This window comes from Lysinibacillus sp. NPDC098008, assembly GCF_044760715.1.
GTDB lineage: Bacteria > Bacillota > Bacilli > Bacillales_A > Planococcaceae > Lysinibacillus.
Window position 1 is genome coordinate 263,614 of the sequence record NZ_JBIWBA010000001.1, and the last position, 15,098, is coordinate 278,711.

A 15,098-nucleotide genomic window follows, 5' to 3' on the forward strand; every position below is an offset into this window, starting at 1 on the left:
GGAAATTTCGGTTCATCTTTTTTATAAACGGTTAAACTTTTTTCAAAACGGTACGACTTTTCTAAACAGTTCAACTTTATTTCAAAGCCACAGTCATTTCTTCAGCTTCCAGCCATTCATATTGTAAATCACTATAGCTATCAATAGCCTCACCTAAAATCCCCTCTAATTTACCGAAATATGGATATTCCCGTGATGGAAGTGTCCATTGATGTTTAAATTGCAGCACTGCGCCATCAATCTGACCATACTTCTTTAGTGCAGCAGGTATAGTGACTCTTGTAAGGTTGTCGATCGGCTGTGCAAAATAAAAAATGCGAAAGCGATCATAATCTTACGGATCATAGCCCCATGGCTGCTCCATAGCATTATAGAAAAAGGAGAGTAGCCCATTGACAGGTCATGCGTGATGTTTATCATACGGCTTGATTTCAGTAAGATTAACTTGGCACAGAAAATATAGGGAGCTATCGTCATTCGTATATAGCCAAGTAAAATGAGCTGGTACATCAGAACAGCCCCCCATTTTGGAGCGTCCAATCGAAAATGGCTGGGCAAGCATTCGAATAGAGCTTTTGGCAAGGGCTAATAATTCCTCTGTCTTATGCACTTAATTATCTTCCTATAATAAATTTTTCGATACTGCTCATCTTTTGTCCTCTAATGCTCAGATTGAATCGCAAGTACCATTAAGTCTGGTTCATCTGCCACTCCTTTACCAATGACCGTCCTATCTTGTTAAATATCGTTGAAACTGCTTTAAATCCTTCGCTAAAAATTCATTGGATAACCAAGTATTCGCTGCTTCAATCGCATTGATAAAGTTTGGCAGGGATGTTTTATCTAATGACTGAAACTGCGTTGGCATCACTGTATTAGTAATCGCTTTTTGCCAATTGTTATAGTCTTTTATTTTCTTTTGTACAAGATGTGGCTGGCTTGTATGAATTGATTTAGCCAATTGGCTGTACTCCTTGAACGCCTCAGCAAGTGCCTCATGATCCTGCTTTTCAGTAGCTTTCGAAATACTCTCCTGAATACGCTGCCATTTTTCAGGGAATGCCTCTTTCACTACATCATCCATATGAACATAATCATTCGGTGCATTCACTAATGGTCCCCTTTCAATGGCATAGGAAACCGTACCATTGTCATTTTTCACACCATTGACTGCAAATTTTGCAATGGTTGTCATCACCTCCATATAATCTTTTGCTTGCTGTCCCTGTAAGTAATGATCGGCAATAAATTGCGCCTTTTCGATGCCAAGCGAAATCATAGCCTGACGCTGCTCCTCTGTCATCTCGCCAATATTACGTACTAAAAAGTTTTGAGAGATGGTTGAGTAGGTAGCGTCCAGCACTTGCTGACTTGCTCCCTTTAAGCTATTAACGAGCTTATCATTTGTTTGGATATGTGGGATGATGATTGCTCGCACATTATGTTCAATTGCATCCTCAAATTGTACCTGCTGTTCCGCACGAATCGCTAGCTGCTCCTCACTTTCAACAAATTTGAATTTTCCACCATCTTTAAACATAGAAGCTATTGTTTGAGCAATTTCCTCCGGCGCCTCCTGTAATTGAACTTGAGCACCAAATAATCGACGTGCTTCCTCTCCAATTGTTACAGCATCCTGCTTGTCTTTGCTGACCTGCATATGCTTTTCTTCCTTAGCTTGAGTATTTACAGCGTGAAGAACAGTTGCTGGATTTGCGTAAGATTCTATCTTCATGTTATGTACCCTCCTTTTGTTAGTCGTTAGCGTTTATATCGGCTTTATACCAAATAATTGAAGGTAAATCAAAAACCTAGAATCATTTCTAGGTTTGGTCAAATGGTTATGCTAATTCTTCATCTGCGAAGGCGAGTAATGTGCCATCCTCTTTTTTTAGATAAAAAGCAAGTGCATCATAGCCATTGTTTTTGACAGTTTGCCAGTCTGCAGTTTTACCGTTAATTAGCTGCACATTCCCTTGTTCATCAAGCTCATAGTCCTCTGCCTCCTCGTCATAGTCAACATTATAATAAAAGGCTATAACGACCTCCATTGCAGGCATCTCATATTTTTGCAGTGGACGGTTTTGCCGCTCCTCCTCTGTATAGTCATCACAAAACATTGCATCATAGCCATGCTCTGTCCGATCAAACAGTAAAATTTCCTCGCCCGTTACGGTATCCTTTGCCATAATTTTAGCTGTTGAGCCTGTAATAAAAGGTAACTCCTCACCATCAAGCTTCAGTAAATCACCGTAATACCAAATCGTAAACTGATGATTCCCAGTGCTAGAGTGCAGCTGGAATTGTGATATTATATCGTCTAGCTGTTGCACATTTTCGGCAAATGGCTGTAAATAGCATGGAATAGGTATACTCATTTTATCTTTTCTCCTTATTATTTAAATGTCTGTAACACAGTGCCTTGCCCATTCTCAGCTTCAACTTCAGCGTATGCGCCATTTATCAAAGTGAGCTGTGGTGGCACATGACCGCAATCAATATCATATAAAATAGGAATCTGCAATTCTTCTGCAAGTTCGTGATAAGCATCCACTACTGTATAATTTGCAACAGGTGTATTGGCAGGGCTTCTTCCAAACAGAATACCACTACAATCGTTAAACCAGCCCGCTAATTTCATTTGTACAAGTGTTCTCCGCAAATCCGTCGTCGATAACTCACAATTTTCAAGATACCAAATAATCGTATCCCCTTGATTATAGCTCTCTGTAAAACTTTGCACATCGCCATATGGTGTACCAATTAAATGTCTGATTGTATCAATGCAGCCACCGAGTAATCGCCCCTGTATCTTCACCTTTTCATTGATGGTGGATTTCCAGTAAGTAGGCTCTGTTAGATGAAAAATATACGGTGTTGGGTTATGATGCTGCCATTCTTTTTGATAGTTTTTGGAGGAACGCTGAAGAATGGACTCACCCTTTTTTATGGATAAAACAGACTGCCACATGGCTGTGGTTTCATCCGAATAGTCGCCCCTTAAATCGATTAGGTTCGTGCCGTGAGCTGTCGCAATACCTGTTTTTAATGTAATGGCTAATAATAGCAGACTAATATCAGAATAGCCTAACACCCACTTACTTTGCATATGGTCAAAATCTATGTACTCAAGTGTTTCAATAAGTAGCTCTCCGCCCCAAGGAGGCATAATTAGCTGAATATCTTCACGGAGCATCATCTGATTAAATTCCTCTGCACGCTTTTGAGCTGAGGCAGACCTTGCCTTATCTTGCGTCCATGCTGTTTCCGCACAAATAATAGTAAAGCCTTTGCTTTCCACACTGTTAAAAGCAGACTGTAACAAATGATGTAATTCACTTGGGACACCAGACGATGGTGCAGTCACGCCTATCGTTGCCCCTTTTTCTAAAGTTGGATATTTTATCATATGTAGTCACTCCTTCATGCTTTTTGCTATCATAACATGTTCCATACTTTGTTTCATGAATAGCTACTCTAGCCACTCAAAAAGGAGCGTTTCAAAAGTTAGTTGAAACGCTCCCCTGTGATAACACTTATAGCTTTAGCATGATTAAAACTGTCGGGCCTTTGCTTCACTTCGCAAAAGACGGTTATGGAGTGTAATCTCCGTTTCACCATTTACTTGCGCTTTGGCATGCTTCATCCGTGACCAGTTGCGGTGGATTTTTTGAGATTTTGGGTCTAATTGTTCGAACCTACTCATGTTTCATCCTCCTCATCATTGTGCTTTGATAAGTGAAATCTTTGTTAGTATAGGCAATATCGTATGAACAATACGTTATTTATTTTCTTTCAGCCACGTGAGCGCATATTGTACATATAGCTCTGCGCCGACACGTAAACCTTCTTCGTCAATATCAAAATGACCGTTATGATGTGCCCAGCGTGTATCCTTTTCTGTATTGCCTGAACCTACAAGTGCAAAACAGCCCGGTACTTCATCTAAATAAAAGCTAAAATCCTCTCCACCCATTGTTGGATCATCTAGGTGATAGGCTTGTGCGCCAAAATGTTCAACAGCAAGTCGTTCCACCAAATTAGCACTCTCCACATCATTATTGACTGCCTGTGTGCCATATTCATAAACAACTTGTGCTGTACCACCATAAAGTGCAGCCACCTGCTGGGCATAATGATAAATTTGTGCTTCAATATGTGAACGAACATCCTTATCAAAGCAGCGAACCGTTCCCTCTAAAACAGCATTCTCTGCAATCACATTAAAGCGTGTGCCTACATCCATTTTACCAATTGTTAAAACAGCAGGACGCAATGGATCAACTGTACGTGATACAACAGTTTGAACATTTAAGGCAAATGTAGAGGCAATCATAACAGCATCAATCGCATCGTGTGGCACGGCAGCATGACCACCGCGCCCTGTAAATGTTACTTTAAAAATATCAGCGGAGGCAAATGCTGGCCCTTTATTACATTGAATTTTTCCTGTATCAATTTGTGACCAAATATGAATCCCAAAGGCATTATCAACACCGTCCATTGCCCCTTGCTCAACCATGGCCTTCGCTCCTGCGGCAACTTCCTCAGCCGGTTGGAAAATAAAGCGAACTGTTCCTTCAATCTCTTCCTGCACAGCGTGTAATGTTTTAGCAGCAATTAGTAGCATTGCTGTATGAGCATCATGACCACAAGCATGCATCTTACCATCTGTTTTAGAGCGATACGGAATATCCTCTCGAATTTCGTAAACAGACAAAGCATCCATATCTGCACGTAAAGCAACTGTTTTGCCCTCCTTACCACCCTTTAATTCAGCAATAATGCCTGTTGGCTCTGTGCGTCGATAAGGAATACCTAATTGATCTAAATAAGCAGCCACATAATTCGTTGTTTCATACTCTTCCCAAGAAAGCTCTGGCTCGCTATGTAAGTGACGACGAATCGCCACCAGCTCATTATTTAATTCAGCAATGATCTCCTTGATATTACACATAATTTCTCTCTCCTTACGTTCGTTCATGTTATTATAGCCAGCTTACGAATATCCCCGCTAAAATAACGGATGTAATCGTCACACTAATAAAGCCTCCGACAAGCATTGGTGGTAGCATATTGCTTAATAACATTTCACGCTCCTTTTCATCTGTTGTTGATGATTTAACAACTTCATTCGTTAAAATATAGTCTGCTGGGAATCCATATAATGCTGTTAATGATACAGCAAACGCTAAGTTTGGACTGACCTTTAAGAGCTTTCCTGCAATAAAGGAGAAGATATACATCCCAATCACAGCTAATATTATCGAAACAACTAATGGCACAACAATGCGTAACAGCATATCTGGAGATGCCTGTTTTAAACCATCAAATATAAAGAGCATTAAGCCCATAATGGCAAAGCCAAAGCCATTTGCCTTTTGTAATGGTTGTCTTTCTAAAAAGCCAACTGTTGAGGCAAGTACACCAAACACTAAACAAAGCACTAAAGCATTTACAGTTACAATGGGTGCTAGGGCAACAGATGTACCATAAGCTAGTAAGCCAACAAGTGCTAAACGGAAAAATTTAAAGTATTCCGTATTATATTTTGCAGGGATTCTGCTAAATAGTTTTGGCTGTTGCTCAGACGCTGGTACAGGTTCTTCCTCTTGTGCTTGGGTAATTGTCTGAACGTTGCCTCTTTGGTGTTCCTTTAGCAAACGTTTCGCTTCACGTTTTAGTACAATAGATGTAATTGGGTAGCCTGCAAATCCTTGAATTACATAGATAACAATCGCAAAAACGGCTAAATCATCTAAGCCTGCCGCCGCTGCCCCCTCCGACATCACCAATGCCGCAACAACCCCACCTACTAATGGAGGAATCGCTACAATCATTGTTTTTAAATCAAAAATCATTGTACCAATGGTAAATAAAATCGCAATAATTCCTAAAATACCTGACAGTGAAATGACAATAGCTTTCCATTGATTTTTTAATTCTTTAAGGGACAGCAATGTGCCCATATTTGTAATTAATAAATACATTAACATTGTGGCAACGACTGGACCAATCCCTGCAATACTAACAATATCTTGTGGGAAGAAAGTCCAATAGCCAACTAAAAATAATACCGCACAGACGAACACAGATGGAATCCAAGCTTTTGTTCTTGTTGCAACGATATCTCCGATGTATAAAATACTCAGTACAATCGTCAGTGCTAACATTTGGGACATATCAAATAATTCTCCTAACCTATTAAATTTTTAATGTTATATATAATAATACTTATTATTCTAAAAATTTTAGTTTTACAGAAAAGAGGAAAAATATATCATTTTCGAGAATATTTCTAATATGAAACTTTGATTTTAATCCCCTATATTTTACATAAAAAAAGAACTTGTTATTAGTAGTAAACAAGTCCTTTATTGTTGAAAGCGCTTGCCTGTATTTGTATAAATAAGCACAAAAATAGTGAGTGCTACAAATAGGCTAAGCCCCATTACTAATAGCCATTGTATTGCCCATAATTCACTGAAAGCACATAATAATAGGCAAAAGCAGTAACTATACATAATCTTCCCCATAAATTTTGCTAGTGCTTTTTCATCATATTGTTGCTCCTTCTGTGACATTGTATGAAACCCTGTTAGCAAAAAAGCTCCCTTCCCCTGTGATAAAACAATCGCAAAAATAAGAAATGGTAGCATCAGCACAAAATATACAAAGCCGCTCACATGCAATCACCCTACTTTCCATTGAGAATAAATTGTTGAATAGCTGGCAGCAACTCTTCATGAAGTGGGCGTGTGGGGTCTGCATAGGTTGCTAAATTGCCAGCCCGATCTGCTGGTGCTTTTTTCAGCACATGGTTCATGCCCTCCATATAAAGTAGCTGTGCCTCTTGTTTGCCCTGCTTTAATGCTTCAGCATCGGCTTCCTTGACCTGTAAATCCGTTGTTCCTTGTACGATTAATACGCGACCTGTTACTTTGGCAAGCTCCGCTGCAGGATGATGCTTTATCATGGATATTAAGAAAGGCTGCACAGATGGACGAAAAACAGCTTGTAATTGTGGTGATACTGTTGCTACTTGTTCACCCCGTTTAAGTGCTGCCAAAATATTTGTTGATTCATTGATAAGATTTGGTGCGAGCTGACCCTTTAATTGCTCTAACAGCACTTCATCCAATGGTCTTCCTGCACCTGCAATGGAAACAAAGGACTCTACACCTGTTTTTTGCGCTGCTAGTAAGCCAATAAGAGAGCCTTCACTATGCCCAATAACGTGTACGCCTGTATAAGCTGGATCAGCTAATAATGTTTGCAGAATGTGGACAGCATCATCCACGTATTGGTCAAATGTACTGTCCTCTTCTTTTGTTACAAGTGCTTGGTTATCACCAAGTCCTCGTTTATCATAGCGTATCGTTGTAATGCCCTTTTTTGCTAAGCCCTCTGCAAGCATTTTTAAGCTATTATTTTTACCTGCTAAAGCGGAATTGCCATCCTTATCTGTTGGCCCAGAGCCTGCGATAATTAATGCCACTGGTGATGGGGATGTACTCGCCTTTTGTACGGCTACTGTTAAATCACCCTGCTGAACAGGTATCTTCAAGAATTCATACGTAATAGACTGCTTTTGATAGGCGGTTAAAATTAATGGAAATGTACCACCATTTTGTTGAAATGTAGCCTCTATTTGGTTGTCTTTTAATGTACCGTTAATCGTAATGGCTGAGCCATTGATATGCATAGCTATCGTTACTTGATTATCTGTATAGCTAATCGTTTGTAATGGTAAATTTGTCAAGCCCTGTGCTGGAACCGATAATGTGCCGCTATCATTCTGTAAATCCACCACAATAGGAAGCGGACCATTTGGTGTTTCAATAACGCCTTCCCATTTGCCAATAAATTGCTTATTTATATCATCATCCCTCCTTGCGTCCTTGTGCGTGCATGCTCCCACAAGCACTAATACACAGCATAACCATAATAATTTTTTCATAGCCTCTCCCCCAATCTGTTATAGTTAGAGTATTACAGATTTTTTCGTATGTCAAAACGTTTAGATTTTTGATGAACCATTTTTCAGCCAAAGAAAAAAGGACCCAGAAAAAATTCTGAGTCCTTGGACACTTATTGCTTCTTGTTGATTTTCACTGTTAAGGTCTTTAACAGTTGTGGCGGACTTTCCTGAGATTCTTGGTCTTTGGCTATTTGACTACTCATTCTACATCCTCCCCATCATCACAGATTAATAAGTGGTTCCGCTATTATGATGAGCCATTTCCCATGTTTTTATTCATTTTTTCTGCAAAAACTTGCTGTGCGATTGTTAATGCATTTTGTACACGTGGGAAACCAACATAAGGCACTAGTTGTAAAAGTGCCTCTACAATTTCTGTTTCTGTTAGACCTGCATGTAAGCCGCGCTGTATATGTGTTTTAGTTTGAGGTGCTACTCCCTGTGTCACAACCGTTGTAATCACAACAAGTGCTCGACTTTTTGCGTCAAGCCCAGGTCTTGCATAAACATCCCCATAGGCAAATTCAATAATCATTTTTCGTAAATCTGGGGCTATATCTGCCAATGCATCGGATTCAACCATCCTTGCTGCTTCTTCCTCTGTTACATACTGTTTAATCGTTTCAAGCCCCTTTGTAAAACGTTCGCTCATTAATAAATCCTCCCATCTTTTTCTACACAAAAACCTCAATTCCGCGTCTCCAGAATTGAGGATTGTCCTTCACATATGTAAGGTTCTCTTTTTCACATCACCCTCTGGCTTTGCTGAAAAAGGATATGGTTTTCATAGCGCCTCACAGGACAGCTTTCATGAATTATCTATGCAAAAGTCACAAGGACATGCACGCAAAAGTCATATTAGGCAAGACAGGCTTGTGCTTGCTCAATTTGGATTTTAACCTGCTCGAAACCAGTGCCTCCCAAGGAATGACGACGGCGAACAGCCGCTTCTGGCGCTAAGACATCATAAATATCTTCTTCAATCAGCGCACTTTCCTTTTGCATCTCATCAAGCGGTAAATCTAACAAGTAAATGCCCTTTTGAATACAGGTAAAGACAAGTTTTCCTGTTACCTCATGTGCCTCACGGAATGGCATACCCTTTGTAGCCAGATAATCTGCAAGCTCTGTGGCATTTGAGAAGTCAGCATGGACAGCTTGTTGTAAACGTTCTGTATTGACTGTCATTGTACGCACCATACCTTCAAAGATTTTAAGTGAGCCAAGGATTGTATGGACGGTATCGAACATGCCTTCCTTGTCCTCCTGCATATCTTTATTGTATGTTAATGGTGTACCTTTTAACACCGTTAATAAGCCCATGAGGTTGCCATAGACACGACCTGTTTTACCGCGAATTAGCTCTGCCATATCAGGATTTTTCTTTTGTGGCATAATGGATGAGCCTGTTGAAAAAGCATCATCCAGCTCGATAAACTTAAATTCATCCGTTGACCATATAATAATTTCCTCTGCAAAGCGTGACAGATGTGCCATGAGCAATGATGAATTACTTAAAAATTCAACAATAAAGTCACGGTCACTTACAGCATCCATCGAGTTTGCATAAACCTTGCTAAAGCCAAGCAGCTCCGCTGATTGTAAGCGGTCGATTGGGAATGTAGTACCTGCCATTGCCCCTGCACCTAATGGCAAAATATCAATGCGTTTGATGGATTCTGTGAAGCGCTGTTTATCACGCTCTAGCATCCAAAAATAGGCCATTAAATGATGGGCAAAGGAGATAGGCTGCGCACGCTGTAAATGTGTATAGCCTGGTGCAATCGTTTCGATATGCTCCTGTGCTTTCTCTATTAATGTGTGTTGGAATGCTGCAATTAAATCAATTGCTTCCTGTACACGTTTTTTCAAGAAAAGATGCATATCTGTTGCTACTTGGTCATTACGGCTACGACCTGTATGCAGTTTGCCGCCAACAGGACCGATTAAATCAATTAACATTTTTTCTAAATTTAAGTGGATATCTTCATTAGCAACGGTAAATTCAAGCTCACCAGCTAATGCCTTGTCTTTTAATTGGGCAAGACCATCTAAGATAGCTTCAACGTCAGCTGCTGGTAAAATGCCTGTTGCACCAAGCATTGTAACATGTGCAACACTACCTTCAAGGTCCTCTAGCACAAGCTCCTGGTCAAAGCCAATAGATGCGCCAAACTCATCTACCCATGCTTCTGCCGACTTTTGAAAACGCCCACCCCAAAGTTTTGTCATCACAGCTCACCTTTTCCTTCATTACTTCTCAAAAGGTGTAGTGCAAACAGCAATGCTTCCCTACACCTTATTTGTCAAGCTTACTTTTTATTAACAGATGCATTCACTACAGTTGGTAGACCCCATAGCTCAATAAAGCCTACAGCGGAAGCATGGTTGAATTGATCTTCCTTCGAGTATGTTGCCAGTTTTTCATTGTATAAGGAATTTGGTGATTTACGCCCTTCCACAATGGCATGACCTTTGAATAGTTTCACACGCACTGTACCATTTACATATTGCTGTGATTGTGCAAGGAACGCCTCAAGTGCATCACGTAATGGTGAGAACCATAAGCCGTCGTAAATTAATTCAGAAAGCTTTTGCTCAATCACTGGCTTAAAATGTGCTAATTCCTTTACAAGCGTTAAATCTTCCAGCTCTTTATGTGCTGTTAGTAGCACCTTTGCCCCCGGGATTTCATATACTTCACGTGATTTAATACCAACAAGACGATTTTCCACATGGTCAATACGTCCAACACCATGCTCACCTGCAATGGCATTTAATTGTTGGATTAAATCTGCTAGCTTCATTCCTTCGCCATTTAAAGCAACAGGCTTCCCAGCAACAAATTCAATTTCAACGAATTCTGGTGTATCTGGCGTGTTTTCAATTGCCTTTGTTAAGCCATATGCCTCCTCTGGTGGTGCAACCCAAGGGTCTTCCATAATGCCCGCTTCATTCGCACGCCCCCATAAGTTTTGGTCAATAGAAAATGGAGAATCCAATGTTGCAGGAACTGGTACATTATGCTTAATCGCATATTCGATTTCCTCATCGCGGCTCCAGCCCCACTCACGTACAGGTGCTAAAACCTCTAAGTCAGGATTTAATGCTTTAATGGAAACTTCAAAACGAACTTGGTCATTCCCTTTCCCTGTGCAACCATGAGCAACAGCGTCCGCGCCTACTTGGTTTGCAATTTCCACTAATTTTTTTGAAATAAGTGGACGAGAAAGTGCTGATACTAATGGATATTTTTGCTCATACCATGTATGTGCCTGCAATGAAATTAATGCATATTCCTCAGCGAACTCATCCTTTGCATCTACCATATAAGACTCAATTGCGCCAACTTGTAATGCTTTATTTTTAATAAATTCAAGGTCTTTTCCTTCACCAACATCAAGACATACGGCAATAACGTCCCAGCCTTGCTCCTTTAACCATGGAATTGCGACTGAAGTATCCAGTCCACCTGAATATGCTAATACAACTTTTTTATTTGTCATGAAAAATGCGCCTCCAATTGCTGCTATCAATATGTATGTTTATACATTTGTTTAAAAGTTTATACATGAATACTATCATGTTATAAAAATAAAAACAAGTGTATTTTTATAAATTTATAACATTTCATTTTTGGCTTATAAAAGAAGGTATAACAATACTTAAAGCCCTATTACAAGCAATGCATATTTTTACACGAAAAAACGTTTTTTAGCTCGTTATAGTACGTTGATGGTCATAACCACCTTTATCAGTTGCATTCAAATTTTTCGTGCTCATATGGCGTATATTTAAATATCTATAAAAATATATATTTTTCAGAATTATAAGATAATCGAACCAGTAGGGATTGTGGAACGACAGGCAGAGAAAAAGAAGCTCATTACAAATCATTATAAAGAGCTTCAAGAACGTAGTGCCTATATTTTATTTTTAAAGCAAAACACATTTGGTCAATATGCGGTTATCAATAATAACTTGGGTAAATTTAATATCGATCAAACTGATTCCTTCGATATAGGCGAGGAAAAATCAGCAGAAGCGAAGCAATTTAAAGAAGATGTACTGAAAAAATATATGCTTCCATAAAAACAGCCACCAATGTCGTTTGGCGGCTGTTGTTTATTTTTTATGGAAAAATGATTTGCCTAAAAATTCAATGGTGGCTGGAGCTAGTGCATAAAGCTTGCTCGTTAGTCCCATAATTTTGGGTAAGTTGACCTCACGTACAGGACGTTCAATCGTTTTCACGGTCGCCTGTGCCACCTCCTCAGCGGACAATAACAATTTGCCTAAAGATGCTCGGTAGCCATGGTCATCGCTTGCCTTATCTAAAAAAGGCGTATCAATAGGACCTGGATGAATCGCAGTGACATGGATATGATAAGGTGCTAATTCCATACGCAGCCCATTCGTAAAGCCAACTAATGCATGCTTTGTTGCTGCATAGACACTCGCCTTTGGTGTGGCAACCTTTCCTGCCTGTGAGCCGAGAAAAATGAAATGCCCTTGCTGACGCTGCATCATTGTGGCTGCTAAACGTTTGGTAAGATAGATGGGCACAGCAATATTTAGCTCAAGCATTTGTGCAATTGCCTGATCTGATAAAGCTGGGGCAATCTCAAATTTCCCTACACCTGCTGATAAAATTGCGACATCCAGTAAAGGTAGCTGTGCACAAACCTTATCAATAGCAGCTAAATTGCTTAAATCAGCTTGGATAACATTGGCTCCTAAGCGCTCCAATGCTTTTAATGCCACTGCATTGCGACCCGTTGCATAAACGGTATGCCCCTGTGCTACTAGTAATTCTGTAATTTTCAAGCCAACACCGCTTGTTGCACCTGTAACGAAAATCGTTTTGTTCCTCATCGATCAGCCTGCTTTCTTGTAAATAAATAAATGCCCTCTGCTGTTTTTGTCGATGTCACTAATTGATGTGCCTCTAAATAATCTAAATGACCAAGTGTTTTTGATAATGTTAAGCCAAGCTGACGCTGGAAAATGGCAGGATATAAACGCTCTGTTACTTGCACAACCGTTAATTCATCATCCCCCATTAATTCATAAACCTTCATCGACTGCTGATGCTGACGTTCAAGTCGCTGATCAATCAATGCTGGAATACCCTCCAGCTCTGCCCCATGTCCTGTATGCATCATTTTTACAGGCAATTGACGCAAAATTTCAAGCGAGGCATTATATTGCAGCAATGATTTTGTACGTCCTACGGTACGATCCAATGGTGGCTCGATTAATGGATTAGGCGTAATTTTTTCAAGCAATAAATCCCCACCAATAACATGATGTGTTTTTTCATCCCAGAAAATAAAATGGCTTTGTGCATGTCCCAATGTTTCAATTGCCTTTAATCCTGGGTGACCAGGCACTTCATCTCCGTCCATTAAAATTTGTGTTAATGGGCGTTCCCCAACAAGCTCTAATTCGCGGCGAACATGGACACTTGTTGGAATATACTGTTGTGGAACACCGTGCTCTAATAAACGCTCACTGTAAAATTGCTCATGATAGCGTAAAAAATCTTCATCATGCCGCAGCCATTTATCATTGTAGGCATGTCCTAAAATTTCTGCATATGGAAAGGCATCTACCCATCCAGCATGATCTGGATGATGGTGGGTTAAGACAACTTGTTCGATATCGCGCATCTCAAAGCCAGCTGCTCGAATCCCCCATTTCAACGCATCATAGGCTTCCATTGTTTTTGGTCCAACATCAAAAATGCTTAGTGCATCCCCCTTGACAATAAATGCATTAACATCTCCTACTGCATAGGGCGTTGGTATTTCTATTTTGTAAATAGACAAAGTTGTTTCCCCCTTTTCACGCACTAGTGAATACGAATTCATTCTATTTTACAAGTTTTTTCTCTTTTCGTCATCCTCCTGTTGACACGTTGCCTATTCATCACTATAATTTTGAATAATCAAATTACTTATATGCGTTGATGAAGCCAAGTAAGTGATTGGTGAAGGTGTTAGAGAGTGTTACATTTTGCTGAAAGTAACATCACCCGCTCCCATTGCTGAACCTACTTCTGAGCAGTTATGCAAACATAACCGTTTCCCTTGCGATAAAAGGGCGAAAAGTTGTGCCAAATTGGCAAACAAAGGTGGTACCGCGGAAACGACAGCGTTTTCGTCCTTGTAAGAAGGACGAGAGCGCTTTTTATTTTGGTTCGACAGGGACATTTAAGTACCTGCTGCACCAAAATAAAGCACTAGCGGCTATCACAGATTTTGAACTGGAGGTGTTGGTCATGAAAAAAATAGTATTTATTGGTGCAGGTTCAATGGCTGAGGCGTTGATGCAAGGCTGGATTAAGCAAAATGTGCTAACCGCACAGGAAATTTACATTACGAATCGTTCTGATAAGGAGCGTTTACAGTTTTTACATGAAACATATGGGGTGAATAAGGTGGATGACCCTGCTATTTATCAGCAGGCAGACGTCATTATTTTGGCGATGAAACCAAAGGATGCGATTGTGGCAATGCGTGAATTAAAATCGAAAATTACAGCTCAATCTGCTGTGGTATCGGTGCTAGCAGGTGTTTCCATCGATACGATTACACAATTTTTAGGTGAACGCCCTATCGCACGTGTGATGCCAAATACCTCTGCGACAATCGGTATGTCCGCAAGTGGCATCGCCTTTAATGACAAAGTATCTGCCACACAGCGGACAATGTTCCTTGAATTGCTAGAGGCGATTGGCTCTGTTATCGAAGTCAATGAAGATCAATTACATGCAGTAACAGCTCTTTCAGGTAGTGGTCCTGCTTATATTTATTATTTAATGGAGGCTTTTGAACGAGTAGGCACAAAGGTGGGACTATCTAAAGATACAGTACGACTACTTATGACACAAACACTTGCTGGTAGTGCTGAAATGCTCAAGCAATCCACAGATGAACCTGATGTTTTACGCAAAAAGGTCACAAGCCCAGGAGGCACAACAGAGGCTGGTATTCAAGCATTAGAGCAACATCAATTCCATGAAGCTATTGAGGCATGCATTAAAGAAGCAGAAGCCCGATCTCGTTCACTTGCAAATGGCTAGCAACAGGTGCAAAATAAAGCATATCACTAG

17 protein-coding genes are annotated in these 15,098 nt (G+C 40.2%); 2 read left to right on the top strand and 15 right to left on the bottom strand.

The window, feature by feature from the left end; all coding sequences use genetic code 11:
• Window positions 1-76: 76 nt before the first annotated feature.
• From ACIQVU_RS01290 to ACIQVU_RS01350, 13 genes are all read right to left on the bottom strand, one after another.
• Complete coding sequence (locus ACIQVU_RS01290; RefSeq protein WP_402893360.1) at window positions 77-229, bottom strand: hypothetical protein; 153 nt, start codon at window positions 227-229, stop codon at window positions 77-79.
• Window positions 230-400: 171 nt separating this feature from the next.
• The gene (locus tag ACIQVU_RS01295) at window positions 401-610 is read right to left on the bottom strand and encodes a DUF1963 domain-containing protein (RefSeq protein ID WP_340806203.1); all 210 of its coding nucleotides are present in this window, start codon (window positions 608-610) and stop codon (window positions 401-403) included.
• A gap of 120 nt (window positions 611-730) precedes the next feature.
• Window positions 731-1,735, bottom strand: a complete 1,005-nt coding sequence (locus ACIQVU_RS01300; protein WP_340806204.1) for a hypothetical protein — start codon at window positions 1,733-1,735, stop codon at window positions 731-733.
• A 106-nt stretch (window positions 1,736-1,841) separates the two neighbouring features.
• Complete coding sequence (locus ACIQVU_RS01305; protein WP_340806206.1) at window positions 1,842-2,378, bottom strand: hypothetical protein; 537 nt, start codon at window positions 2,376-2,378, stop codon at window positions 1,842-1,844.
• Window positions 2,379-2,395: 17 nt separating this feature from the next.
• Window positions 2,396-3,409 carry a S66 family peptidase gene (locus tag ACIQVU_RS01310; protein ID WP_340806207.1) on the bottom strand — a complete coding sequence of 338 codons (1,014 nt, stop codon included), beginning with the start codon at window positions 3,407-3,409 and terminating at the stop codon, window positions 2,396-2,398.
• Between the two features lie 144 nt (window positions 3,410-3,553).
• Window positions 3,554-3,706 carry a YpzG family protein gene (locus ACIQVU_RS01315; RefSeq protein ID WP_340806208.1) on the bottom strand — a complete coding sequence of 51 codons (153 nt, stop codon included), beginning with the start codon at window positions 3,704-3,706 and terminating at the stop codon, window positions 3,554-3,556.
• A gap of 75 nt (window positions 3,707-3,781) precedes the next feature.
• Window positions 3,782-4,957, bottom strand: a complete 1,176-nt coding sequence (locus tag ACIQVU_RS01320) for an amidohydrolase (RefSeq protein WP_340808580.1) — start codon at window positions 4,955-4,957, stop codon at window positions 3,782-3,784.
• Window positions 4,958-4,988: 31 nt separating this feature from the next.
• Window positions 4,989-6,182 carry a hypothetical protein gene (locus ACIQVU_RS01325; protein ID WP_402893367.1) on the bottom strand — a complete coding sequence of 398 codons (1,194 nt, stop codon included), beginning with the start codon at window positions 6,180-6,182 and terminating at the stop codon, window positions 4,989-4,991.
• Window positions 6,183-6,374: 192 nt separating this feature from the next.
• Window positions 6,375-6,686 (bottom strand): DUF3784 domain-containing protein, encoded by a 312-nt coding sequence (locus ACIQVU_RS01330; protein ID WP_340806209.1) that lies wholly within the window; start codon window positions 6,684-6,686, stop codon window positions 6,375-6,377.
• A gap of 11 nt (window positions 6,687-6,697) precedes the next feature.
• Window positions 6,698-7,960 carry an alpha/beta hydrolase gene (locus ACIQVU_RS01335; protein ID WP_402893370.1) on the bottom strand — a complete coding sequence of 421 codons (1,263 nt, stop codon included), beginning with the start codon at window positions 7,958-7,960 and terminating at the stop codon, window positions 6,698-6,700.
• 268 nt (window positions 7,961-8,228) lie between these two features.
• Complete coding sequence (locus ACIQVU_RS01340; protein ID WP_340806211.1) at window positions 8,229-8,633, bottom strand: carboxymuconolactone decarboxylase family protein; 405 nt, start codon at window positions 8,631-8,633, stop codon at window positions 8,229-8,231.
• 206 nt (window positions 8,634-8,839) lie between these two features.
• Window positions 8,840-10,213: an argininosuccinate lyase gene (gene argH, locus ACIQVU_RS01345; protein ID WP_340806214.1), complete on the bottom strand. Its 1,374-nt coding sequence runs from the start codon at window positions 10,211-10,213 to the stop codon at window positions 8,840-8,842.
• An 80-nt stretch (window positions 10,214-10,293) separates the two neighbouring features.
• Window positions 10,294-11,487 carry an argininosuccinate synthase gene (locus ACIQVU_RS01350; protein WP_402893373.1) on the bottom strand — a complete coding sequence of 398 codons (1,194 nt, stop codon included), beginning with the start codon at window positions 11,485-11,487 and terminating at the stop codon, window positions 10,294-10,296.
• Window positions 11,488-11,836: 349 nt separating this feature from the next.
• On the opposite strand from ACIQVU_RS01350, the gene ACIQVU_RS01355 reads away from it, so the two are divergent.
• Window positions 11,837-12,073 (top strand): hypothetical protein, encoded by a 237-nt coding sequence (locus tag ACIQVU_RS01355; protein ID WP_340806218.1) that lies wholly within the window; start codon window positions 11,837-11,839, stop codon window positions 12,071-12,073.
• A 33-nt stretch (window positions 12,074-12,106) separates the two neighbouring features.
• Here the strand turns inward: ACIQVU_RS01355 and ACIQVU_RS01360 are convergent, their stop codons facing one another.
• Window positions 12,107-12,856 (bottom strand): SDR family NAD(P)-dependent oxidoreductase, encoded by a 750-nt coding sequence (locus ACIQVU_RS01360; RefSeq protein WP_402893377.1) that lies wholly within the window; start codon window positions 12,854-12,856, stop codon window positions 12,107-12,109.
• Window positions 12,853-13,854 (bottom strand): MBL fold metallo-hydrolase, encoded by a 1,002-nt coding sequence (locus ACIQVU_RS01365; RefSeq protein ID WP_200908524.1) that lies wholly within the window; start codon window positions 13,852-13,854, stop codon window positions 12,853-12,855. The genes ACIQVU_RS01360 and ACIQVU_RS01365 overlap by 4 nt, the downstream gene beginning before the upstream one ends.
• 410 nt (window positions 13,855-14,264) lie before the next feature.
• Between ACIQVU_RS01365 and proC the strand changes: the two genes are divergently transcribed.
• Window positions 14,265-15,068 carry a pyrroline-5-carboxylate reductase gene (gene proC, locus ACIQVU_RS01370; protein ID WP_340806222.1) on the top strand — a complete coding sequence of 268 codons (804 nt, stop codon included), beginning with the start codon at window positions 14,265-14,267 and terminating at the stop codon, window positions 15,066-15,068.
• Window positions 15,069-15,098: the final 30 nt, after the last annotated feature.

Bases quoted from the DNA above. Each gene is read 5' to 3' on its own strand.
- ACIQVU_RS01305 (WP_340806206.1), bottom strand. From the start codon at position 2,378: ATGAGTATACCTATTCCATGCTATTTACAGCCATTTGCCGAAAATGTG.
- ACIQVU_RS01325 (WP_402893367.1), bottom strand. From the start codon at position 6,182: ATGTCCCAAATGTTAGCACTGACGATTGTACTGAGTATTTTATACATC.
- ACIQVU_RS01350 (WP_402893373.1), bottom strand. From the start codon at position 11,487: ATGACAAATAAAAAAGTTGTATTAGCATATTCAGGTGGACTGGATACT.
- ACIQVU_RS01320 (WP_340808580.1), bottom strand. From the start codon at position 4,957: ATGTGTAATATCAAGGAGATCATTGCTGAATTAAATAATGAGCTGGTG.
- argH (WP_340806214.1), bottom strand. From the start codon at position 10,213: ATGACAAAACTTTGGGGTGGGCGTTTTCAAAAGTCGGCAGAAGCATGG.
- ACIQVU_RS01315 (WP_340806208.1), bottom strand. From the start codon at position 3,706: ATGAGTAGGTTCGAACAATTAGACCCAAAATCTCAAAAAATCCACCGC.
- ACIQVU_RS01310 (WP_340806207.1), bottom strand. From the start codon at position 3,409: ATGATAAAATATCCAACTTTAGAAAAAGGGGCAACGATAGGCGTGACT.
- ACIQVU_RS01360 (WP_402893377.1), bottom strand. From the start codon at position 12,856: ATGAGGAACAAAACGATTTTCGTTACAGGTGCAACAAGCGGTGTTGGC.
- ACIQVU_RS01335 (WP_402893370.1), bottom strand. From the start codon at position 7,960: ATGAAAAAATTATTATGGTTATGCTGTGTATTAGTGCTTGTGGGAGCA.
- ACIQVU_RS01300 (WP_340806204.1), bottom strand. From the start codon at position 1,735: ATGAAGATAGAATCTTACGCAAATCCAGCAACTGTTCTTCACGCTGTA.
- proC (WP_340806222.1), top strand. From the start codon at position 14,265: ATGAAAAAAATAGTATTTATTGGTGCAGGTTCAATGGCTGAGGCGTTG.
- ACIQVU_RS01365 (WP_200908524.1), bottom strand. From the start codon at position 13,854: ATGAATTCGTATTCACTAGTGCGTGAAAAGGGGGAAACAACTTTGTCT.
- ACIQVU_RS01340 (WP_340806211.1), bottom strand. From the start codon at position 8,633: ATGAGCGAACGTTTTACAAAGGGGCTTGAAACGATTAAACAGTATGTA.